The 21566-nt window shown below is 37.1% G+C and carries 21 protein-coding genes; 6 read left to right on the forward strand and 15 right to left on the reverse strand.

Features of this window, described 5'->3' with window-relative positions; translation table 11 throughout:
* Window positions 1-38: 38 nt before the first annotated feature.
* Window positions 39-122 carry a 23S rRNA methyltransferase attenuation leader peptide gene (locus CBF29_RS14300; protein WP_126809653.1) on the reverse strand — a complete coding sequence of 28 codons (84 nt, stop codon included), beginning with the start codon at window positions 120-122 and terminating at the stop codon, window positions 39-41.
* Window positions 123-293: 171 nt separating this feature from the next.
* On the opposite strand from CBF29_RS14300, the gene CBF29_RS10190 reads away from it, so the two are divergent.
* Both CBF29_RS10190 and CBF29_RS10195 read left to right on the forward strand, forming a co-directional pair.
* Window positions 294-1628, forward strand: a complete 1335-nt coding sequence (locus CBF29_RS10190; RefSeq protein ID WP_126809621.1) for a Y-family DNA polymerase — start codon at window positions 294-296, stop codon at window positions 1626-1628.
* Window positions 1625-1996 carry a hypothetical protein gene (locus tag CBF29_RS10195; protein WP_126809622.1) on the forward strand — a complete coding sequence of 124 codons (372 nt, stop codon included), beginning with the start codon at window positions 1625-1627 and terminating at the stop codon, window positions 1994-1996. The genes CBF29_RS10190 and CBF29_RS10195 overlap by 4 nt, the downstream gene beginning before the upstream one ends.
* A 61-nt stretch (window positions 1997-2057) precedes the next feature.
* Here the strand turns inward: CBF29_RS10195 and CBF29_RS10200 are convergent, their stop codons facing one another.
* The 4 genes from CBF29_RS10200 to CBF29_RS10215 form a co-directional block, all read right to left on the reverse strand.
* A complete protein-coding gene (locus CBF29_RS10200) occupies window positions 2058-3152 on the reverse strand; it encodes a glycerol dehydrogenase (protein ID WP_126809623.1) in 1095 nt (364 codons plus the stop codon).
* A gap of 103 nt (window positions 3153-3255) precedes the next feature.
* On the reverse strand, window positions 3256-3936 hold the full coding sequence (locus CBF29_RS10205; protein WP_126809624.1) for a fructose-6-phosphate aldolase: 681 nt from the start codon (window positions 3934-3936) through the stop codon (window positions 3256-3258).
* Between the two features lie 172 nt (window positions 3937-4108).
* Window positions 4109-4891: a glycyl-radical enzyme activating protein gene (locus tag CBF29_RS10210; protein WP_126809625.1), complete on the reverse strand. Its 783-nt coding sequence runs from the start codon at window positions 4889-4891 to the stop codon at window positions 4109-4111.
* Window positions 4892-4907: 16 nt separating this feature from the next.
* Complete coding sequence (locus CBF29_RS10215) at window positions 4908-7256, reverse strand: formate C-acetyltransferase (RefSeq protein ID WP_126809626.1); 2349 nt, start codon at window positions 7254-7256, stop codon at window positions 4908-4910.
* A gap of 193 nt (window positions 7257-7449) precedes the next feature.
* Between CBF29_RS10215 and CBF29_RS10220 the strand changes: the two genes are divergently transcribed.
* A complete protein-coding gene (locus tag CBF29_RS10220; RefSeq protein WP_126809627.1) occupies window positions 7450-8214 on the forward strand; it encodes a DeoR/GlpR family DNA-binding transcription regulator in 765 nt (254 codons plus the stop codon).
* A gap of 76 nt (window positions 8215-8290) precedes the next feature.
* On the opposite strand, the gene CBF29_RS10225 is transcribed toward CBF29_RS10220, so the two are convergent.
* The 5 genes from CBF29_RS10225 to CBF29_RS10245 all read right to left on the reverse strand — a co-directional run bounded on the left by CBF29_RS10225 (window position 8291) and on the right by CBF29_RS10245 (window position 12490).
* Window positions 8291-9388 (reverse strand): PTS fructose transporter subunit EIIC, encoded by a 1098-nt coding sequence (locus CBF29_RS10225; RefSeq protein ID WP_126809628.1) that lies wholly within the window; start codon window positions 9386-9388, stop codon window positions 8291-8293.
* 25 nt (window positions 9389-9413) lie between these two features.
* Complete coding sequence (locus CBF29_RS10230) at window positions 9414-9722, reverse strand: PTS fructose-like transporter subunit IIB (protein WP_126809629.1); 309 nt, start codon at window positions 9720-9722, stop codon at window positions 9414-9416.
* Window positions 9723-9740: 18 nt separating this feature from the next.
* Window positions 9741-10205, reverse strand: a complete 465-nt coding sequence (locus tag CBF29_RS10235; RefSeq protein WP_126809630.1) for a PTS sugar transporter subunit IIA — start codon at window positions 10203-10205, stop codon at window positions 9741-9743.
* A 369-nt stretch (window positions 10206-10574) separates the two neighbouring features.
* The gene (locus tag CBF29_RS10240; RefSeq protein ID WP_126809631.1) at window positions 10575-11564 is read right to left on the reverse strand and encodes a sugar-binding transcriptional regulator; all 990 of its coding nucleotides are present in this window, start codon (window positions 11562-11564) and stop codon (window positions 10575-10577) included.
* Between the two features lie 182 nt (window positions 11565-11746).
* On the reverse strand, window positions 11747-12490 hold the full coding sequence (locus tag CBF29_RS10245) for a DeoR/GlpR family DNA-binding transcription regulator (protein WP_126809632.1): 744 nt from the start codon (window positions 12488-12490) through the stop codon (window positions 11747-11749).
* A gap of 134 nt (window positions 12491-12624) precedes the next feature.
* Here CBF29_RS10245 and CBF29_RS10250 point away from each other — a divergent pair, with 134 nt between their 5' ends.
* A complete protein-coding gene (locus CBF29_RS10250) occupies window positions 12625-13401 on the forward strand; it encodes a glycyl-radical enzyme activating protein (protein WP_126809633.1) in 777 nt (258 codons plus the stop codon).
* 126 nt (window positions 13402-13527) lie between these two features.
* Here CBF29_RS10250 and CBF29_RS10255 read toward each other — a convergent pair whose 3' ends face one another.
* Window positions 13528-14646 carry a VanZ family protein gene (locus CBF29_RS10255; protein WP_126809634.1) on the reverse strand — a complete coding sequence of 373 codons (1119 nt, stop codon included), beginning with the start codon at window positions 14644-14646 and terminating at the stop codon, window positions 13528-13530.
* Between the two features lie 118 nt (window positions 14647-14764).
* Entirely contained in the window at window positions 14765-15208 is a 444-nt protein-coding gene (locus CBF29_RS10260) for a MarR family winged helix-turn-helix transcriptional regulator (protein ID WP_170170046.1), read from the reverse strand.
* A gap of 383 nt (window positions 15209-15591) precedes the next feature.
* On the opposite strand from CBF29_RS10260, the gene CBF29_RS10265 reads away from it, so the two are divergent.
* The gene (locus CBF29_RS10265; protein ID WP_126809636.1) at window positions 15592-16218 is read left to right on the forward strand and encodes an NAD(P)-dependent oxidoreductase; all 627 of its coding nucleotides are present in this window, start codon (window positions 15592-15594) and stop codon (window positions 16216-16218) included.
* 88 nt (window positions 16219-16306) lie between these two features.
* Here CBF29_RS10265 and CBF29_RS10270 read toward each other — a convergent pair whose 3' ends face one another.
* From CBF29_RS10270 to CBF29_RS10280, 3 genes are all read right to left on the reverse strand, one after another.
* On the reverse strand, window positions 16307-16834 hold the full coding sequence (locus tag CBF29_RS10270) for a hypothetical protein (protein ID WP_126809637.1): 528 nt from the start codon (window positions 16832-16834) through the stop codon (window positions 16307-16309).
* A 180-nt stretch (window positions 16835-17014) separates the two neighbouring features.
* Window positions 17015-18847, reverse strand: a complete 1833-nt coding sequence (locus CBF29_RS10275) for an FtsX-like permease family protein (protein ID WP_126809638.1) — start codon at window positions 18845-18847, stop codon at window positions 17015-17017.
* A gap of 3 nt (window positions 18848-18850) precedes the next feature.
* Window positions 18851-19618: an ABC transporter ATP-binding protein gene (locus CBF29_RS10280; RefSeq protein ID WP_126809639.1), complete on the reverse strand. Its 768-nt coding sequence runs from the start codon at window positions 19616-19618 to the stop codon at window positions 18851-18853.
* 298 nt (window positions 19619-19916) lie between these two features.
* On the opposite strand from CBF29_RS10280, the gene CBF29_RS10285 reads away from it, so the two are divergent.
* Window positions 19917-21533 (forward strand): sulfatase family protein, encoded by a 1617-nt coding sequence (locus CBF29_RS10285; RefSeq protein WP_126809640.1) that lies wholly within the window; start codon window positions 19917-19919, stop codon window positions 21531-21533.
* The last annotated feature ends 33 nt before the right edge of the window (window positions 21534-21566 follow it).

Consider the following 21566-nt stretch of genomic DNA (forward strand, 5'->3'; position numbering starts at 1 on the left):
GAATGAGATTCTTAATTAACGGTAGTTAACAAAATTATTTATTTATCTGCGTAATCACCGTTTTTGATATACTGAAAAACAGCAGACATTTTATCTACATTACGCATTTGGAATACTAGCATGACGAATTCCTCCTTCTAAATTACAACTATTTTTGATTTCAACTCCAACTTCGCCACCCAGTATACTAAAATTTCAAACGATATGCCATCAATATATCTACACTTTACTTGATAATTTTACTTTACAACAAGAACAAATGTTCGTATAATAGTTTCAAGGAAGTGAGTTTTATGAGTAATTTTGACTACTCATTGGAACCTTTACGAGACGTCTTGTTAATCGATGCTAAATCTTTTTACGCCTCTTGTGAATGTGTTGCCAGAGGAAAACATCCTCTCAAAACCATGCTTGTCGTTATGTCAACTACCGACAACACAGGAAATGGTTTAGTTTTGGCAGCCTCTCCCCTAGCCAAAAAAATATTAGGCATTTCCAATGTGACACGAGCCGATGATGTCCCAGATCACCCGGACTTGATAAGAGTAACTCCCCGCATGAACTATTACATTGAAGAAAATATCAAAATCAACAATATTTTCAGAAAGTATGTTGCCGATGAAGATTTATTTATCTACAGTATTGACGAATCTATTTTAGATATCACTAGAACACTCAATTTATTTTTTCCAGATAAAACTTTGACTAGACGCCAAAAACGCTGGAAATTTGCCCGGATGATCCAATTAGCTGTAAAAAATAAAACTGGGATTTATTTAACCGTTGGTATAGGCGATAATCCCCTTCTTGCCAAACTCGCCTTGGATAACGAAAGCAAGCATTCAAAAACGTTTATATCTGAGTGGCGTTATGAAGATGTGAAAAATAAAGTCTGGCACATTCACCCTATGACTGACTTCTGGGGTATCGGGAGAAAAATGGAAAAACGCTTTTCAAAAATGGGAATCTCTAGTATCAAGGAGTTGGCAAATGCTGACCCCAACGTACTAAATGAAAAACTTGGCATCATGGGATTGCAATATTATCACCATGCCAACGGAGTCGACCGAACGATTTTGTCTGATACTGCTCCTACCGTAAAAGAAAAATCCTATGGCAATAGCCAAGTGCTGCACCGTAATTATTATGTCCAATCTGAAATAGAAACTGTGGTCAAGGAAATGGCTGAACAAGTAGCTGCCCGTATTCGAAGACATGGTTTCCAGACAAGCTGTGTCAACCTTTACATCGGCTTTTCATACCATGAAAAAAAAACAGGATTTTCCCATCAAATGAAAATTCCTGCAACAGATTCCACTAAAGAACTGTCAAAATCTCTGATTATTTTATTCCGCAAACATTATCAGGGGGAAGCTGTGAGACATATCGGAGTGACTTACTCAAAATTAACTGATATCAACCAAGTACAGATGAATTTATTTGAACCTTACGAAGAATTAGTAAAAAATGAAAATCTTGACAAAATCATCGATAACATCAGAAGAAAATACGGCTTTACTGCCATTGTTCACGCCAATAGTTTAAGTGATGGAGCCAGAAGCATCGCTAGAAGTGATTTGGTCAGCGGACACCATGGCGGTGGAGCAGGAGGTCTTGACGGACTATGAAACTAGAGTATCAACATATTCTGCGCCATTATCAAGACAGAAAGAAAATGAAATGGATGGGATTTTATCTGTCTGATCATACGGCGCAAATTGACAAAGACAGGATAGAACAACAGCCTGTGTCTATTAAAAAAGAGCGTTTGAGCGAAAGTGAAATAAATAAGATTCTTGCCCAAGCAAAAATCAAAGGATTAACTGTATCTATCCAAAAAGAAGAAATAAATTTAGAGAACTCTTATCTTTCTGATATTGAAGGAAAAATCAGCGGTTCTGACGAATCCAATATTTTTATCAACGACCAAAAAGTCGGCTACGATCAAATCAAACATGTGGAAATTATTGACCACAAGAAATGGTCTTCACTTTAATTGGATTCCCAAATTAAAAAAATCCGATAAAACCTTTAAAGATTTTATCGGATTTCCTATATTATCCTAACGCTTTGACGTAAGCATCGACTGCAAACAGCGCATCAGTAACTGCTTCTGCAGTTACTTCAAATGGCATTTGATGCATCGTTTCTCCTTCAATGGTTGCCTGTTTTCCAACCTTTAAAAGATCCTCATAACTGGCATCACCCAGCTTCAATTCTTCCAATGTTGTCGGTAATCCTAAACTTTGGTAGAAACGAATATATTTATCAAGTATTGCTTTTGGTTGGTTTTCCAAAAACAGCTGTGTCAACGTCCCGTAGGCAACTTTTTCACCATGTGTCATGTCATGAATTTCACCATGTAATGCGGTGAAACCATTATGGATGGCATGAGCCGCTGCTAGACCACCGCTTTCGAAGCCAATACCGCTAAGTAAGGTGTTAGCTTCCACTACAGCTTCTAAAGCTTCTGTGACAACTTTTGCACGGTTGGCTTCGATGGCCTGCATACCAAATTCAAACAACGTCGCTTCACATTTTTCCGCGATAGCTTCTGCTGCCAACGTCGGCACGCCGCCAGCCATAGTCGTTCCATTCTTTTTCAAAACAGCACTCACTTCCACTTGGGTTGCCAATGCGTCAGCAATACCGGACGCCAATAATCTGACAGGTGCTTTGCTAATCACCTGTGTGTCAACTAAAACAAGCTCAGGGTTTTTCTTGTAAAATAAATATTTTTCAAACGCTCCCTCTTCCGAATAAATAACAGACAGGGCTGACGTTGGTGCATCTGTAGAAGCAATGGTAGGCAAGATACCCACCGGGACTTCTAAGTTATCACTAATTGCTTTTGCTGCATCAATAGCTTTACCGCCGCCAAGACCGAGGACGACATTACAGTGATTTTCAGAACCGATTTTACTAACCCGATCGATTTCCTGAATAGAAGCTTCACCATTAAATGGTACATACGTCACTTCAAAACCATTAGCTTTCAAATCATTGGTAAAAGATTCTCCAACGATTCCCCATACCACGTCATCACATAGCAATAATGGTTTCTTCCCTAATTTTTCAATATGGTGAATCCCTGTTTTTAAAACACCTTTTCCTTGAACATAACGTGATGGACTCGCAAATACTTTTTCCATGATTTTTCTTCCCTTCTTGATTAAGTCTTGATGCACTTTTAGTGTATCACAGAGTTTTTAAAGTTTTAAATAAAACAAGCTGTGTAATTTTATTGATTTTTTATTATAAATCAGCTATTTTCGTTCCTTCATCATAAATCGATTCCCAATCTGAAGTAAAGTCAGCAACTGCTTTTCCGATTGACGGCATAGCAAGTGCTTGTTGAATAATATCTGTCCCCATAGTGGCAGATTGCGCCCCATTTTCAAACGCTGCTGTCACCTGTCCCACGTTCTTGAAACTAGCAGCCAGTATTTTAGTTTTGCTATTTGTCAAGCTGATTTGATTTGTCATCTCTTTAATCGCTTCTCTTGGATCGATATTTAAGTTTTCCATACGGTTAAAATACGGTGCAATATAATCCGCCCCTGCTGCAATAGCCAGATATGCTTGAAATTTAGTATAAATAGCCGTAGCAGTTACCCGGATATTTTTTTCTTTCAAAGCTTTAATTGCTTTTAAACCTTCTTCATTTACTGGTATTTTGATAAAAACATTCGTATCTATTTTTTCCAAAATGGTTTGCGCATCAGCCATCATCCCAGCAAAATCTGTCGCCACTACTTGAACATGGAGAGATTTTTCAGGCCCAATCACTTCTCTTATCTTCTTCATATGATTAAAAAAGTCAATTTTCCCTTCTTTTTTAATGATACTTGGATTTGACGTCACCCCTGCCAATGGGATAATTTTTTCATATTTTTTGATTTCTTCAAGGTTAGCTGTATCTAACATAAACTCCATCCGTATCCCTGCTTTCTGTAATATGTTCCATTAACACTATACCAAATTCTAGAAAGGAATTCTTTATCCTCTATACGTAAAATGTCTTAATCCTTGATATGAGCGCGTTTGAAACGAATAGTTATAAAAAAAAGCACAAATGTGCTTTTTTTTATAAAATACAACATTTGTTTTATTCAAGCCCTTCGATATTCGCATAGAACCCATGAGACTCAAATCTTTTTTTGATTTGATCTATTTCTGTATCAGACAGAGTTTCCATGTCTTTTAACAGATATTCCCATCCTAGATAGTCATATTTTGAGGAACCATACTGATGGAAAGGCAACAAATGAACTTCTTTGATATCAAAATTTTTGAAATAGTTGATAATCATTTCAATATTTTCCTCTGTAGCGGTATAATCTGGAATTAAAGGAATCCTTGGGGTGACTTTCACCCCCGGAAACTGCAAAGCCATTTCAAAATTTTCCTTCATATTTTTCAGATTGATACCAATCACTTTTTTTGCCTGAGTCATATCTAGTATTTTTATATCAAACAATACTTCATCAGTAAAGGGCAATAAACTTTCCAAACGTTCTTTTTCAAAGCATCCAGTCGTTTCAATAGCTGTGTTGATGCCAAGATAGTGTAATTCAGATAACACTTCCTTTGCAAAAAGATGTTGCATCAATACTTCTCCGCCAGACAATGTCACTCCTCCACCAGAGGTTCGATAAAAAATTTCATCTTTCAACACCTCATCGATTACTTCTGCTGAAGTTTTCCACTCACCAATGATTTCTTTTTTTCCATTTTTGATCCATTGTACAGGTTCTACTGCTTTTCTAGATTCTGGATTGGAACACCAAGGACAGGCTAAAGGACAGCCTTTTAAAAACACAATCGTTCGAATCCCCCCGCCATCATGGATGGAATAGCGCTGAATATTGAATACCAATCCTTTTTGCATATATGTCATCTTCCTTTTATAATTCATGTTCTACACGGGCAATGATGTCATCTTGGATTTTTTTATTTAAATCGACAAAGAATGCACTATAGCCTGCCACTCGTACCAACAAACCCGAGTATTTTTCTGGATGTTTCTGAGCATCTAACAAAGTTTCCTTTGATTGGACATTGAATTGTACATGCTGAATTTTCAATTTCGTAAATGCCATCAAAAAATCAGCAAATTTATTCAATCCTTGGTGTCCTTTTAGAGTATTAGGTTGAAATTTCAGATTTAGCAAGCTGCCGTTGACCGTTAGATAGTTATCAAGTTTGCTGACAGATTTCAAAACTGCCGTAGGTCCTAACCGATCACGTCCGACCATTGGTGATAATCCGCCATCTGCTAGCTGTTCTCCTGCTTTTCTGCCATCTGGTGTCGCACCCACTGCTTCTCCTAGCGGAATATGGGCAGAAACCGTATACGCACCTGGAATAAATTGTCCTTGACGGACGTTCTGATACTTTTCTAATTCTTTAGCATAAAATCTGAAAATTTCTGCCGCAATATCGTCGACTTCATCATTATCATTACCATATTTATCAAAATCTTGAATGACATGTTCTTGTAATGAAGCATATTTCCCAGAATAATTAGATTCCATCGCATCAACTAATTCGTCAAAGGTCATTTCTTTATTTTCAAAAACCATTTTTTTCACAACATAAAGAGAATCGCTTAAATTAGCTTCACCGATCCCTTGGACCCCTGAAAAATTATATCTGGCTCCGCCTTCAGTCACATCTTTTCCGTTTTTGATGCAGTCCTCAATCAATACAGATAAAAATGGTGTTGGCGCATAGTGGCGATGCCCTAAATCAACGATATCAGAACCTTCAGCAACTAGGCCGACATAATATTGAATTTTTTGCTGGATGTTTTCCAGTAATCGTTCATAGGTCATGCCCTTAGTTCCCCTTAGTTCATACATGCTCAATTCCACGATTCGTAATAAATTAAATAATGCTATGTCGTGCAAACCATATGTCTTCCCTGGGATACTAACTTCTACACATCCAACGGTCGCAAAATCCCTTGCGTCATCTAGTGAAACACCTTTGCTCAAAAACCCCGGTATAATCACTTCATCATTGAATAGTTGCGGGATACCTGTCCCTAAACGAATCGTTTCACATGTTTTTAGTAAAAATTTTCTTGGAATCAACTCATTCATACGCACTGAGAGATTGGGTTGAGGCAGTAAAATCTCGTGATACAATTCCAGCATCATGTAAGAAAGTGAATTGACTGAGTCTCTTCCAAAACTATCAATCCCTCCCAACACGACGGTATAACCCGTTGGGAAACCTGCAAAACACTTGGCACTGCTTTCACTTCTTAACAAAACCACGTCATTGGTTTTAATGTAAAAATCACCAAGAACTTCATAAAGAAATTCCTCTGGCACACCTTCATCTTGAGACTTCTTATAGAAAGGATACAAGTATTGATCCATACGTCCCAAGGACAAGGAAGAAGCATTTGATTCATATTGACCAACGATACTAGTCATCCATAGCAGCTGAAGTGCTTCGTAAAAAGTGTCAGGTTTCTCAGTGCTTAGTTTTTCACACATTTGCTTAATTTTTTTTAATTCGGTGACACGTTGTTCGACCGGTTCTGTTTCTGCCATTTTCTCGGCTAATCCAGCATAGCGTAAGAAATGTGCTTTCATTGCTTTAAAAACAATCAAACCTGCTAGGAAAAAGTCATTTTCCGGCTGCTCCTCTGCTAGGTCTTGTAATAAATCGATATAATATTGAACACCTTTTTCTAAAATTGCCGGAAAATCCATTATAATGTGTCCTTGACCTTTATCAGTTTGATTCAATTTAAAGACTTCATCTTTTAAAGCATCATTTATCTCATCGGTCAGTTGCCCAACGATAAAATCTTTCATGGATTGATTTTCCCAGTAAGGGTAAAGCTCTTCCAAATATATTTTTTTATCTTCTTCCGTAAACTCGAACTGGTCTTGAGGACGAGAATCTATAGTATCCATCTCTTCAATAATCCAGTAAGGATCCATTTCCGGAGACAAAATACCGGAACGAGGGCGGACGGTTCGATTGCCTGCCAGTAGCTCCCCTTCTCGAATACTGATTGTTACATTTTCCAAAATATAAGCCACAGCCTTAGCCCTGCGAATAATGACAGGTTCTCCCACCGTTTGTTTATGGCTTTCGGTATATAAAAGTGCTCTTTCAATAGAAATTTGCCTTTTATCCTTAAACAAGTTATCTTTCATTATTTGAATTCTTGGATTTACTTTAGACATTGTGTTGACCGAACCCTGAGTTTTATCCGTGGTAGCTATTGCCATTTCACTCATCCTTTCTTTTATATCCATCTTTATTATAATTGTAATAAAAAAGTAATTCCATCTTTTTTATTGATTTGATACAAATTAAACGTTTTTAGACTATAAGTCCCAAATAAATTAGACTTGATGTTGGAGTTTATGTTAGAATAAACCAAAAAGCAATACTTATTATCGTAATCAAAAGGAAGAACTAATGAAAGCTGATGAAATTATTAAACGCCGAAATGAAATTTCTAATATCATCCATCAACAGAAAAGTGTCAAAGTTAGCGAACTGGTCAGTCTCTTTGGGGTCTCTGATGAAACAGTCCGCAAAGATTTGACTCACCTGGAAAAGGAAGGAATCCTTAAGAAAAAATATGGCGGGGCGGAATTGATTAGCCAAAAAGAACTGACACCCGTTCTTTACCGCACACCTGATAATCTTGAGTTAAAGTCTCCTTTGATCAGTGCAGCCACTCAACTAGTGGATGAACAGATATCTAGTATCGGTATCGACCAAGGAAGTACCATGGCTTTATTGGCAAACCATTTGAATAGTTTTTCTCAAAAAGAAATTTTTACCAGTTCCCTTGCAGCCATTTTGGAATTAGTCCACAGCGAGCATAATCTTTATTGCTTTGGAGGAAAATATTCTGATAATGATATGTCTTTTCAAAACAATACTACTGCGGAAATTTTCCCTGATATCCAATTAGATTTATGTTTTTTGGGATCCAGCGGCGTAAAAAATAGAAAAGGTTTTTGTACCTCTTCCCTAGTTGACGCAGAAATAAAAAGAAAGTTATTGAATAAGTCGACGAAAAAAATCGTCGTCCTTGACAAAACAAAATTTGATTCCAGTTCATTGGTAGAGGTTGCCGGCTGGCATGAAATAGACCTGGTCATCAGCAACAAAGGAATCCCTGTTGATTACGAGAAAATGATTCGCGCTCAAACCAAATTGTTACTAGTATAATAGAAGCACGTAAAACAAATGGCTGATAAGCTTTCCCACAAGTTTTACGTGCTCATATTTGTTTTATCCCCTATAACTATAAAATTTCAATATCTAAATCAAAATCCATTTCATCAGTTTGTTCTGCATCCATATCAATTTTTTCCTTGATATTTTTCTTCAGAAAAACCACAATTAACGCAGTGACAGCTGAACCAATCAGGGTTGCAATTATGTACATAATAGGATTTTGAGCAACAGGAGCAACGATCCATCCTCCCCATGGTGCAGGATTACCAGCACCAAGTAAAATTGCAGCCGCTGAACCAATCGCACTTCCTATAATGTTAGCAGGGATTACCCGAATCGGGTCAGCCGCAGCAAAAGGAATGGCTCCTTCTGAAATACCTACTAGCCCCATCACTATAGCTGCCTTTCCAGAGTTTTTCTCCTCAACGGTAAATTTTTTAGGTGCAATAATTGTTGCTAGTCCCATAGCAAGTGGAGGGACACAAATGGCAACACCTATGCCGCCCATGATTGCCAAAGCAGTCGCTGAAGGCATTCCAGTTGCCGGATCAATAGTCCCAACCATTGCTGACCCAAAACCAAAGGCAACTTTGTTGATTGGTCCTCCCATATCTGATCCGATCATAGCGCCTAGAATCAGTCCCAACAAAACTAAATTCCCTGTACCCATTGACTCTAAAGCATTGGTCATAACATTCATTAAGGATGCGATAGGCTGGCCTATGACAAAATACATAATTCCGCCCACGATCGTCGTCCCCAGAAGAGGAAGAACAAATATCGGCATTAAAGAACGCAAACTAGAAGGCAATTTTATTTTTTTGATATAACTGACAACGATACCTGCTAAGATACCAGAAATGATCCCGCCGATAAATCCTGCTCCAATACTGTTGGCAATCATCCCACCGATGATTCCGGGAGCAAGCCCTGGTCTGTCAGCCATGGAAAAGGCAATATAGCCTGAAAGAATTGGTACCATCAGACCTAAACCTGTGATACCAACCGTGGCCATACCACCTAAAATTCCTCCTTCAGGTACTGAAGCAGTCCCTGAGAATAACACGCTCAAGGCTAATAGAATTCCTCCAGCCACTACAAAAGGAATCATATAAGAGACACCTGTCATCAAATGTTTCCTTGTATCTTTTAATAAATCTATCATTTTGATTACCTTTCCTTTCTGATGATCAACCCAACTTTTCCATCAATTTTTTTATTATAGCGTCTGCTTTATTTATACAATCCCCTGCACTGATTCTTACAATTGGTTTCCCTTTAAATCTTTCTTCATTTTTAATTCCAATATTATTAGTTAAAATAATTGCATCAACTTCTTTAATCCACTCAGGTGTCAATTCATTTTCAATCCCAATCGATCCTTGTGTTTCAACCTTAATTTCTACATTATTTTTTTTGGCTGCTACCTCTAAACTTTCTGCTGCCAAATAGGTGTGTGCTACCCCTGACGGACAAGCCGTTACTGCTGCTAATTTCATTTAACTCTCTCCTTTTTTTTATTTTGTTATGGCGTTTGCTAGTGTTTCATTGATCATTTCAACGAGTTCCTGCTCATCTTCTAGTGTTTCCAGCTGTTGTCTAAAATCTTCATGAATCAACTTTCTCGAAAGGGCGGCAATAATTTTCAAATGTTCATCTCCTTTACAAGCTTCGGGTACTGCTAAGAGAAACACGATTTTTACCGGTTGCTCATCAAGACTCTCCCACTCAATTGGCGATGTCAATCTTGCAAATGCAACTGTGCATGAGGTTACGTGCTCAGACTTGCCATGGGGGATTGCAATTCCAAAACCAATACCTGTAGACGTCAGTTCTTCCCTTTCCATGACACTGTCTATATATCCGTCGAAATTTGAAAGCCTTCCAATACTCTCAATCCTTTCACCTAAACTTAAGACAACTTCTTTTACACTTGTTGCTTCAAGATTTAGGTCCACCAACTCTCTTGTAATTACTTCCATTGTCAACGCTCCTTTTTCAAAATAATATTCTACCAACTAATAGTCAAAATAGACTCCCGCTCATTAGTTATCCATACATTCCAACTTTTTATTGGAATCAGTCGTATTTAGTTGATTATTTCTGAATTAATCTTCTCAACTTTTATGAATTTCCACAATATGTTTTTGAGCTTAAAAAAATAATAACGTTATCAATGCTTATTTATCAAGGTTATTAAGCTATTTTAAAAAAACGATTCCAAAAAAAAAGCACATTTGTGCTGTTTTAAAAATAAATAAACCACTCAAATTCCAAGTTTTTCAACTGGGAATTTGGAATGGTATATGAAAATAATTAAATATACTTTTTTTAACTCAGAGTTTTCACAGTCAACTGGACTGCTGATTAAGCAATTCAGCATAACCAGTATCTTTTTCCAGCCTTAACAACTCTAACATCGTCTCTTGATCTGAAATGAGACAATTAACATACTTTCCTTTTAGTACCGAAGCAATCGCCCTTGCCTTGACTTTACCTCTTGCAATACCAACAGATAAGGGAACATTTGCCAATTCCTCCAAAGGTAGCCCAATGGTTCGATCATCCAGGTCCCCTCTTAAAATTTTTCCATCTTTGTCGAAAAAACGGCAACAACAATCCCCTACTGCCTCTCTCAACTTTAAATCTTCAAAATCTTTAGAAGTCAACAAATCCCGCCACTGACTTTTTTTATAGCTTAACTGCCCGCCTATACCAACAAATGCTACATCTAATTCTCTCCATTTATCTTTTAATTCACTAAAATATTTAGAACCCACAATCCCCTCTTTCAGCAGTTTCGTCTCTTGAACCACAGTAGCATTGATAAATAAACTTTCCCCTTCAAATCTTCTAGACAACTCATAGACCAGCGTGTTTACATGGAAGTTGGCATTGATGTGACTAGGACCGCCAACGATGGGGACAATAGTAGCATTTTTATCAAATTTCCCATTGATTTTATCAATCGCCCGCCACAGAGTAGCTCCCCAAGACATCCCAACAATATCGTCCGCTTTGATGTTTTTTTTCATAAACTCGCCGGCCGCCAACGCTAGTTTTTCTTCTTTTTCCTCATTAGAATCAGATAGTTCAGATGGGACTAATTCAACTTGCTTTAAACCATATTTATTTTTTATGTAAGACTCCAGCAAAAATAAATCTTCCCCATAATCAACTATTTTAATTTGCACAATGCCTTCTTTTTTCGCCTGAGAAATCATTCTACTCACTGTCGTTCGATAAATCCCTAATATCTTTGCAATCTCTGCTTGTGTTTTTTCTTCGATAAAGTAAAGATAGGACACTTTTGCCAGTTGTTTCCTTTTTTCATCAAACATGATTATCCTCCAATTTTTTCTTCACTATAATTTTACCATCTATCAGAAAAAGATGTTCTAAAGTCTAAAAGGACAGGAATCACTTGACTTAACGTCTCTAATGAAATCCTGTCCTTTTATATAAACATAAAATCTGTTCTATTGATTTCCTACGCACAATCTTCTTAAAGTTAAAAACAGCCTTACACTGTAATCACACTAATATTTTTTTCCTCAAGAAATTTTTTGGCAGTTGCTGGGATAGCCTTATCCGTATAGACTTGGGCAACTTCATCAAATTCAAACTCAGTAATGACTCCTTTTTTATGAAATTTGCTGGAGTCAGTCAACAAAATGGTATTATCCGCATGTTCCGCCATGACTCTTGCTGTATCACATCTGGTAATATCGCTTCCAGTAAACCCCCGCTTCAAATCAAACCCGTCCACACCCACAAATAATTTATTTACATGGAAATTTTCAATAACTTTTTTGATCAACGGTCCCACATTGACTTGGGAATCTTTTTGATGTTCCCCGCCTAAAAGAATGATTTTAACACTCTCAGATTTGCGGATATAAGATGCTATAAAACTGGAGTTAGTGATAATCGTCACGTCCGCTTTATTGAAAGCCAATTCTTCTGCCAAAAGTGCACAGGTAGACCCTGACTCGATCATTACAACTTCCCCATCAGAAATGCTTTCAGCAGCTTTTCTTGCGATTTTTGATTTCAAATCATAATTTTTTGCTAGACGGTAATTGATATCCGCTTCATTATTCAACAACGCATAGCCATGCTCACGATGAAGGATACCACGGGCTTCTAATTTATCTAAATCTTTCCTAATCGTTACTTTCGAAACTTTTAAGAGTTCTGCTAATTGATTCACTTCTATCTTTTTTTCTTTGCTCACTAATGAAATGATTTCTTCTTCTCTTGACATGATAACCTCCTTACACTCAATATTTTATCATAATTTTCATAGCAACTCAATCTACAGGATGGTTTCTTTCGTAAGTTTTTATATTGCGTTTGAAACAAAATATGCTATAATTATTTTTGAGGGGGTTAACGACAATGACTAAAAAAGCATGTATTTTTAATATTCAAAAATTCAGTATCCATGATGGACCCGGAATTCGTACAGTGATTTTTTTTAAAGGATGCCCTTTAAGATGCTACTGGTGTTCAAATCCAGAATCACAACTGAGAACACCTGAAGAAATGTGGGACAATCAAAAGAAAAAAAATACGGTCGTCGGCGAGTTTAAAACAGTTGATGAAATCGTCGCTGAAGTAATGAAAGACGAACCTTTTTACGAGGAGTCAGGTGGCGGTGTTACTTTATCAGGCGGAGAAGTCCTTTATCAAGCCGAGTTTGCAATTGAACTTTTAAAAGAATTGCAAAAAAAAGGCATCCATACTGCTTGTGAAACAACAGGATTTGCCAAAAAAGAAATATTTCAAGAATTTATCAAACATCTTGACTTGATTTTCTTTGATGTGAAACATTATGATTCGAAAAGGCATCGTGACGGTACAGGTGTGCCTAATGAATTAATCTTAGACAATCTGAAGGCCGCCCTTTCTGAACACCCAAACGTTGTCGTGCGTGTCCCTATCATCCCTTTTTACAATGATAGCTTAGAAGATGCTAAAGGTTTTGCAAAATTATTTAATGACATGGGAATTACATCGGTCGAACTGTTACCTTTTCATCAGTTTGGCGAAAAGAAATATTCCTATCTCAATCGTGATTACAAATTACAAGACATCCCTCAGCTCCATACAGAAGACTTAGATGGGTTTCGAGACGTCTTTTTATCCTCAACCATTGACTGTAAAGTTCAGTAAGTTCATACTGCTTTGAAGGCAAACCTCATTGACCTCTAGGATAAATTGATAACTGGTGCATGATTCTATACCATTATAATAAATTGCCCCGACCTTTAAAACAAAGGACGGGGTATTTTAATTAACTCATTTAGTGCTGATTTGATAAGTGTGAGAGACTTTTTCATAAATAAGCTGTTTTTTCTTAAAAAGCATATTCACAATAATATGAACAGTAAACAGCAAGGCATAACTCATAAAAAGCAGTGCCAAATAATAATAGGTGTCCAACTGTTCGTCAGGAACTGTTCCAGTCGCACTTAAAATCCGTGGCAATAGATAAAAAAGAAGGAAACAATTAACACCAAATAAAGATTGGCGCTTTAATAACGCTGTTTTGGAAATCTCCTGACCATCCTCGGAGATGATTTTAAGGTTAACGATTTTCTTCCCGATGGTTTGACCTTTAAAGAGTGTCAATGGCACAAAATAATAATAAACAATCACAAATAATACTGTCATGAGATTGTTAGAAAAGAAAAAACCAAAAAGTGAGTGGGCCAAATCAAGTATCCAACTCATCAGCACCCAATCTACAATAAAGGCCACCAAGCGGCGCAAATAAGTCACTTGATGCTTTGACTTATCTTTGAGCGTCATCTCTATCTTAGAATCACTCGGGAAGAAGAGTCTGAAGAATGGTGTCAGCCAATAACCGATAACTCCCCCTAGTGTATTTAAAAATAAATCATCTACGTCAAACAACCGGTAAGGTCGAGGATAAATCCCATAAAGTCCGCTTAATTGTGTCAATTCGAAAAATAAGGAAAGTAAGAAAGATAAAATTACCGTTTGCTTTAAATTCCTTTTAAATCCGTAGCGTAAGTAAACACCAAAAGGAAGCGTTAAAAAGACATTAAACAAAGGCTGGATAACCACTGGCTGTTTTAAAGCTGAAAAATAAGTGCTTAAATCAAATGGCCGCCAAACCGTATGAGCAATGAATTCCCTGACAAAAGCAAATGGTTGGATATTATAAGTCGGCAACGTTGACTGGGCCACTTGCTTGATATCTGGTAAAGGTAAAATCACTAAAAAATAAGCTGCCAGCAAATATAAAATAAAACTGTAAATGACAACAGCAAACCATTTAAGAAAAATACCATATTTATGATAATGATAAACTAATATCGGTAGTGACAGCAGCAACGCAACAAACGGAAAGCTGATGATCGCAATTTTTACTGGTTCAATGTAAGCACTCATTTTTTTCCCTCATTTGACAAAATTTTCTTTAAAATAAATTTCATAGGCTCTTTTTTTGAAGCACAAATTTAAAAACAACTATCATCCAATACAGAGATGATAGTCATGGGTTTATACTTTAATCTTCTTCAATTTCTCGCTGGTAATGATCTTCCAAAATTTTCATTGATTCGATCAATCTATCTTTGCCGTTACTTTTCAGCAAATCCAAATCTCCCTCTAAAATCTCTAAATATTGGTCGTGTAGTTCTTTTGCCAATTTTTTGCCGTTTTCTGTGAGCAATAAAAAATAGAGACGTTTGTCTTCGCCGGACTGAGTTTTTTCGATCAAATCTAGTTCCCCAAGATTTTTCAAGATGCGGCTGGTATAACTTTTATCCAAGTCTAGTCGAACTTCAATGTCTCTGGCTGTTAATTGATCAGATTCATTTAACTCCAGCATCACTTTTATCTCATTGAAACTCAATTGCTGATTGGACATTTTCTTTTCAATGGTGTTTAGATAATTAGAAAAAATACGAATGAAAGAACTAATCTGCTTGCCATCTTGTTCCTTGGACATTTGCATCACCTCTATCCTCGCTGAATCGCGATTCCAATACCTATATACTCTATGATACGAAAAAAAAGAGCCAAACACAATCAGAAAACCTTAAATCCATGCTTCCTTCCACTAAAAATTTTAAATTTTTAAGCAAAATAAGCCAGTATCAAAAAAATAAGCGAACGGTTGCCTCCGTTCGCCAGTTTAGGATGAAAAAATAAGCAAAAGTACCAAGATACTAACATTAGCAATAATATAACACCTTACCTTTTTTTCATCATTTCTTAATTTGCATATCCATACGAAATACAGCAAATAAGTGTAGCTAAACATTGACCATTTGACTTTAAAAGATTACGATAGAATTATGGGAAGATTTATAATCAGAAAGGACGGTATGTATGAAAATAGGAATTATTGGTGCAACAGGAAAACAAGGAAATTTAATTTTACAAGAAGCTCTGAATCGTGGTCACGAAGTGCTCGCTTGTGTGAGAAATAAGGATAAACTTACTCAAGAGGTCCCTTATATCGAAAAAGAGCTCTATGACTTGACCACTGAAGAAATCGAACCTTTAGATGTGGTAGTCAATGCTTTCAATGCTCCGCCAAACATGCCTCAGCTTCATCAATCTTCTTTGAGGCACATTACCAAGATTTTAAAACAAACACCGGTGAGACTTTATGTCGTGGGTGGTGCTGGCAGTCTGTATACAGATGATTCAAAAACTACTATGCTTTTTGAGCAAGAAGGATTCCCCAAGTCTTTTCACTTAACAGCAGAAAATATGGCAAAATCCCTCAAAGAACTGGAAAATTCAACTGGGACCACTTGGACTTACGTCAGCCCGGCAGCTCATTTTGATTTTAACGGTCCAAAAACGGGTCAATATAAAATCGGCGGGGAAGTCATCTCCTACGACGAGAATGGTAAAAGCTATCTTAGCTACCAAGACTATGCCTCAGCCATGCTAGATATTATAGAAAGCGGCAACTATAAAAATGAACGGATTTCCGTTTATTCTTGATAATGAAATAGAAGCTGTCCCAAATTACGGGTCAGCTTCTATTTTTTACTTTATTATTTTTAGTTTAAAAGGAGCAGCACGAACTTTTTTAAGAATTTTCAAGTCTCAGCTGTCCTTGTTTGACGGCATTTTTTATCATCAGTCTTATGCCCTCAGCGTCTGAAGATGGTATTTCATTTGCTTCTTCCAGAAATTTAAAAAACTTTTTCATGGATGTTCCTAACTGGCTGACATTTAATAAATTTACTTGTAAAAACTTTTCAACATACCAGTCAGAAATAAATGCCCCAACCTCTAGTGCATCCGTTGTTAATGTCTTGATGCCATAATACAGTAAATAGTCATCAATAAACAAGCTGGCATTTTCCTGATGCCTTTTGATTACCCTTTGACTTAACTTTTCCTTAGCTTCTAAATACTCTCCGAAAGACTCAAGCAGTTTAGCATTATTATCCCTGATTTCATCAGTCATCGTCTCATACTCGCTGACCTTGATTACTTCTCCAGAAGGTGTCCACTTTGAAAAATCCTGCCAATTCTTTTTGATTTGGTAAACAGAGTGTTGTTCCAAAACGTCGCCATTGACTCGTACTTTTTCCAGATGATTCTTGCCCACTTTTTTAACTCCTTCAATAAAATTTACTATTTTTTTGACATTTGTTTGGCAAGGTATAAATTCAACAGTTTTTTGTCAGCTATTCCCTTCTTTCACTGTCAGAGTCTGTCAAGCAAGTGTTTTTTCACTTCGTATTATAACACCAACTTCTAAAATAAACGATACTTTTATTATCAAATCCTATTGATTTTTTTCACTTTTTAAAACAATATTTTGATACAATTTCACCGTAATAAAATAGTAAAGAAGGTAGATGGCTGCGAAAATGACAAATGGCAGCCAGATGTGGCTGTACGGTTCTGGCATCAGCAGCTCAAACATCTTCAAGCCGAACAGCACATGAATCGTCCCTAAAATTCCCGGCACCGCAAAAACGACTAAAATTTCTTTATAAATCGAAGCTAATAATTTTTTCTTTCCGACACCGATCTTTCTCAGCATGTCGTAGCGCCCGATGTCCTGATAAGCTCCGGATAATATTTTAAACATTAACGAACTGGCAAGCATTGCTAAGAAAGCTATCCCAAGAAAGGCTCCCATAAACATAAAGCCGCTGACCATCATACTAATCATCGAGTACAAAGCAAACTTGCTGTTGGAAGTCTCAGCATCCTCAAGGTCAAATCTAGCCATTTCTAATGTATCAATTCTTTCAAAAATATCTAATTGTCCTTCAAAGTCATCCACCATCAACACATGGATAACGCCAGATTCCCCTTGTGCCTGATCAAATTCACTTTGAGAAACCACATGATAAACTGGGGCATTTAAATAAGAAGTATAAGGATTCATTATCTGCCCAAAGGCACTCATGATTGAAAACTCTGTCCCGTTGTTAGTAGAAAAGCTATCCCCTTCATTAAACTCAGTGAATGGTTTTGCTTTCAAAGTAAAGCCTGTTTGATTGTTCATTGTGATTGGTTGTTCTCTAAGCTCATCGTACAGAAAGTAAAATTCTTCGTTGTTCTGCTTTATATGGTATAACCTTTCCTCTTTTCCTTCTAGCTTCGCCATTTCCTTGGACACCGCTTCGTCTGGATTGAAAATAACGGCGTCATACGGTGCCTGTTTGATAAGGGCTTCTTTATAGTTGTTAAAAGCATCTCCCACAGTGATAGCCCCTAAAGAAAGTGCCAGCAACATGGTAACCATTCCTAAAACCTTGCTTAAAGAACTAGATTTAAAACTCAGTTGAGATAACGTGAAAATCCTTATACCTTTTCTGCTGAATTTTTCATTATTCTTAAAAGCACTGATAACTGCCGGAAGCAACGCAGCAAAAAATAAAAATGTCCCGAAAGTAATGGTAAATAAAGCAATGACTAGCCCTGCTAGAGCTAACTCCTTCACATGCCATAAAGAAAAATAGCCAATCATTATCAGAATGACAGACACAATCGTCAGACTGATGGTTTTTAGTTTATTCGGGCGGTGTTTTTCTGACTGCTGGTCTTCATGGAGCAAATCCAGCAATTTGGTTTTTGAAAATTTTGAAGCATTAGTGATTGCTGTCAATACAAACAAAATCAAAAAGAAAATAAATGTGACAACGACTGCACTGAAAGAGAAAGCATTATATTGATTAGAAGATACTCGCAGCTGATTCAAAAGCACTTGGCTCATGATGGTTGAAAAAACGACTCCCAACATGATCCCTACCACCATTGATAAAAAGCCGATAAATAACGTTTCAATCGTCATCATCTGTTTGATTTTTTTCTTCTTGGCTCCAAGCATCATGTACATACCATATTCTTTTTTGCGCATGGACAATAAAAAAGAGTTTGCATAAAATATATACACAACCGTTATGATTCCAAGCAACACAGCTCCCAGTTGAAAAATAAAGGCGACCATGGAAATGGTTGGAATCACTTCTTCGAGAAACTTAACGTTTAAAGACAATGTTTGAAACATATAAAAAATGGATACAGATATTATCAGCCCCATCATCAAAACCAAATAATCCTGCCAACGTTTTTTTACATTGATCAAAGCTAATTTCCAAGTCATAAGTTACACCTGGCTTTCCGAAAAATCCACATGGGACAAGTTAGCCAAAATGTTTTGATAAAATTCTTGCTGACTGCCCTCTCTGCGCAATTCTTTGAAAATCATCCCATCTTGGATAAACAAGATTCTTTTACAATAACTTGCACTCATCGGGTCATGGGTCACCATCAAGATAGTGGTTTGATAATCCCGGTTTAATCCGCGCAAAGCTTCCAATAAATTTTTAGCATTTTTCGAGTCTAATGCTCCTGTCGGTTCATCACCTAAAAGCAGTTGGGGCTGGTGAACTAATGCCCGGGCTGCCGCTACCCGCTGTTTTTGTCCGCCAGAAACTTCTGTCGGATAGTTAGATAAAATTTGTGTGATATCAAGTATTTCTGCAATAGTCTTAATTTTTTTGTCAATTTTTCTTGATGATACGCCTTGTAAAGACAAAGGCAGTCCAATATTTTGACTCATCGTTAAATTTTCCAGCAAATTAAAATCCTGAAAAATAAATCCGATATTTGTCGCACGAAAGTCAGACAGCTGCTGCTCATTTAATCCGGTAATATTATTACCAGCAATCGTCACTTCTCCTTGTGTAGGTGAATCCAGCGCAGATAGCATATTCAACAACGTGGTCTTCCCAGAGCCTGAGGGACCCATAATACCGACAAATTCACCTTCTTCAACTTCAAATGAAATGTTTTTCAACGCTTCATATTGTTTTTCACCTTTTTTACCGTAAACTTTTTTTAAGTTTCTAACACTCACCACTGAATGGTTCATTAGATTTCCTCCTGTTTCTCATTAACATTTGATTTGCATTCTAAGGTTAACACACTTTTATCACAAAAAAAATCAGTCCTAAGTCCAACATTAGTTGAAAGTTTTCATTAACTTTATTAAGTTTTCATTAACTTTTCAATTAATTCTTCTGTCAGCTCCTATTATATTCCAACTTCTTAAAAATTTAAAAGATTGACACTTAATAAAATATTTTAACCTATCCAGCACACCGCTTCAACTTTATCGTGTTACAATAAATAAGGAAGAATAAATAAATCAAAAGAAAGGACGACTTTAATTGATAAAAAATAAACCAAACGTCATCCTCATGCTGGTGGATGATTTAGGGGTCGGCGATGTTTCTTGTTTTAACACTGAAGGTAAAATAAAAACTTCTCATCTTGATCGATTAGCCGAAAGCGGCATGCGTTTTGGAAATTCTCATGCTACCAGTAGCCTTTGCACACCCTCAAGATATAGCCTGTTGACTGGAAGATACAACTGGCGTTCAAGATTGAAATCAGTCGTATTGCATGGGGATTCTGAAACGTTGATTGAAAAAAATCGGACGACCTTGCCTCAGCTGTTCAAATCTCAAGGCTATCACACGGCCGCAGTCGGGAAATGGCATTTAGGCATGGACTGGCACTACAAGAAGCACATCGACTATCAGGCTTACGGCATCGACCCGGCAGATTATCCTGAAGCAGAAGTTGTGCCAGATAAACAATATGGTCGTTTAGGTAATTTTGACAACGACTACCCTACACATCTGATTGAAGGGATTGATATAGACTTCACCAAAAAAATAAAGTATGGGCCAAATCAATACGGGTTTGATTATTTCTTTGGCACGCCTGCTTCTTTGGACCAACCACCTTTTGTCTATATAGAGAATGATACTGTAACAGAAATTCCAACAAAAGTCACTGGCACCGCCCCTCTGGACAGAATGGGGGCATCTCAGCAGCAAAAATGGCAGTTGGGAGTCATCGCAGATAATTACAAACATCAAGAATGTCCTAAAGTTATGCAGCAGAAAGTCATAGAAATCATCGAGCAGCAAGCTGAAAAAGAAGAGCCTTTCTTCTTGTATTATCCTTGCCACCTTGTTCATGGGCCTATTGTGCCAGAAGAAGAATTTCAAGGAAAATCCGGGCTGGGACCTTACGGTGATTTCGTTCTTCAACTTGATCATTATGTAGGCGAGATCAGCCAAACATTAAAAGAAAAAAATCTTGATGAACATACAATCTTTATTTTTACTAGTGATAATGGGGCTTCTGGCGTCGCTGATTTCCCGAGTCTTTTAGCTCAGGGACATAACCCCAGCGGCATCTATCGCGGGAAAAAAATGGATATTTGGGAAGGCGGACATACCGAACCTACGATTATTTCATACCCCGGTCACGTCAAAGCCAATAGTTTTTCCCATCAGCTAGTCTCTCATTCAGATATTTTTGCGACATTTGCAGAAATGTTTGGTGTGGTATATGAGGATGAAACAGCAGAAGATTCAGTGTCTCTTCTTCCTTTATTGAAAGGCGACAGACAAGAAATAAGAGAAGATATCGTCGTGAGCTGTGCTAACGGCGGTCTGGCACTTAGAACCCATGAATGGAAATTAAATTTAGTAAAAAATGGCGGAGGAAGTCTGGGCAGAAATGCTGAACAATCTTTTGGTCCTTTTGAGTTATTTAAAATCGATGAAGATATAGAAGAAAAAAATAATGTTATCGAAGAGTATCCAGAAGTGGTCGATGAGTTGATGATCCGTCTAGAAAAATATATCAAAGAAGGCCGGTCTACAACTGGACAAAAACAAAAAAATGCACGGAATAACCCTACCGGTCAGTGGGAAGCCATCAGTTGGATACCAGACTATCCTGAATACATAAAAACACTGACTGACTAAAAATCATGCTTTCGCATAAACAATAAACCTGAT

The sequence above is a fragment of the Vagococcus elongatus genome, from assembly GCF_003987645.1.
Lineage (GTDB): Bacteria > Bacillota > Bacilli > Lactobacillales > Vagococcaceae > Vagococcus_A > Vagococcus_A elongatus.

Coding starts and splice junctions, on each gene's coding strand:
- CBF29_RS10220 (WP_126809627.1), top strand. CDS start 7,450: ATGAAAGCTGATGAAATTATTAAACGCCGAAATGAAATTTCTAATATC.
- CBF29_RS10215 (WP_126809626.1), bottom strand. CDS start 7,256: ATGGCAATAGCTACCACGGATAAAACTCAGGGTTCGGTCAACACAATG.
- CBF29_RS10190 (WP_126809621.1), top strand. CDS start 294: ATGAGTAATTTTGACTACTCATTGGAACCTTTACGAGACGTCTTGTTA.
- CBF29_RS10200 (WP_126809623.1), bottom strand. CDS start 3,152: ATGGAAAAAGTATTTGCGAGTCCATCACGTTATGTTCAAGGAAAAGGT.
- CBF29_RS10240 (WP_126809631.1), bottom strand. CDS start 11,564: ATGTTTGATGAAAAAAGGAAACAACTGGCAAAAGTGTCCTATCTTTAC.
- CBF29_RS10235 (WP_126809630.1), bottom strand. CDS start 10,205: ATGGAAGTAATTACAAGAGAGTTGGTGGACCTAAATCTTGAAGCAACA.
- CBF29_RS10280 (WP_126809639.1), bottom strand. CDS start 19,618: ATGAACCATTCAGTGGTGAGTGTTAGAAACTTAAAAAAAGTTTACGGT.
- CBF29_RS10260 (WP_170170046.1), bottom strand. CDS start 15,208: ATGTCCAAGGAACAAGATGGCAAGCAGATTAGTTCTTTCATTCGTATT.
- CBF29_RS10205 (WP_126809624.1), bottom strand. CDS start 3,936: ATGGAGTTTATGTTAGATACAGCTAACCTTGAAGAAATCAAAAAATAT.
- CBF29_RS10255 (WP_126809634.1), bottom strand. CDS start 14,646: ATGAGTGCTTACATTGAACCAGTAAAAATTGCGATCATCAGCTTTCCG.
- CBF29_RS14300 (WP_126809653.1), bottom strand. CDS start 122: ATGCTAGTATTCCAAATGCGTAATGTAGATAAAATGTCTGCTGTTTTT.
- CBF29_RS10250 (WP_126809633.1), top strand. CDS start 12,625: ATGACTAAAAAAGCATGTATTTTTAATATTCAAAAATTCAGTATCCAT.
- CBF29_RS10245 (WP_126809632.1), bottom strand. CDS start 12,490: ATGTCAAGAGAAGAAGAAATCATTTCATTAGTGAGCAAAGAAAAAAAG.
- CBF29_RS10265 (WP_126809636.1), top strand. CDS start 15,592: ATGAAAATAGGAATTATTGGTGCAACAGGAAAACAAGGAAATTTAATT.
- CBF29_RS10225 (WP_126809628.1), bottom strand. CDS start 9,388: ATGATAGATTTATTAAAAGATACAAGGAAACATTTGATGACAGGTGTC.
- CBF29_RS10275 (WP_126809638.1), bottom strand. CDS start 18,847: ATGACTTGGAAATTAGCTTTGATCAATGTAAAAAAACGTTGGCAGGAT.
- CBF29_RS10210 (WP_126809625.1), bottom strand. CDS start 4,891: ATGCAAAAAGGATTGGTATTCAATATTCAGCGCTATTCCATCCATGAT.
- CBF29_RS10195 (WP_126809622.1), top strand. CDS start 1,625: ATGAAACTAGAGTATCAACATATTCTGCGCCATTATCAAGACAGAAAG.
- CBF29_RS10230 (WP_126809629.1), bottom strand. CDS start 9,722: ATGAAATTAGCAGCAGTAACGGCTTGTCCGTCAGGGGTAGCACACACC.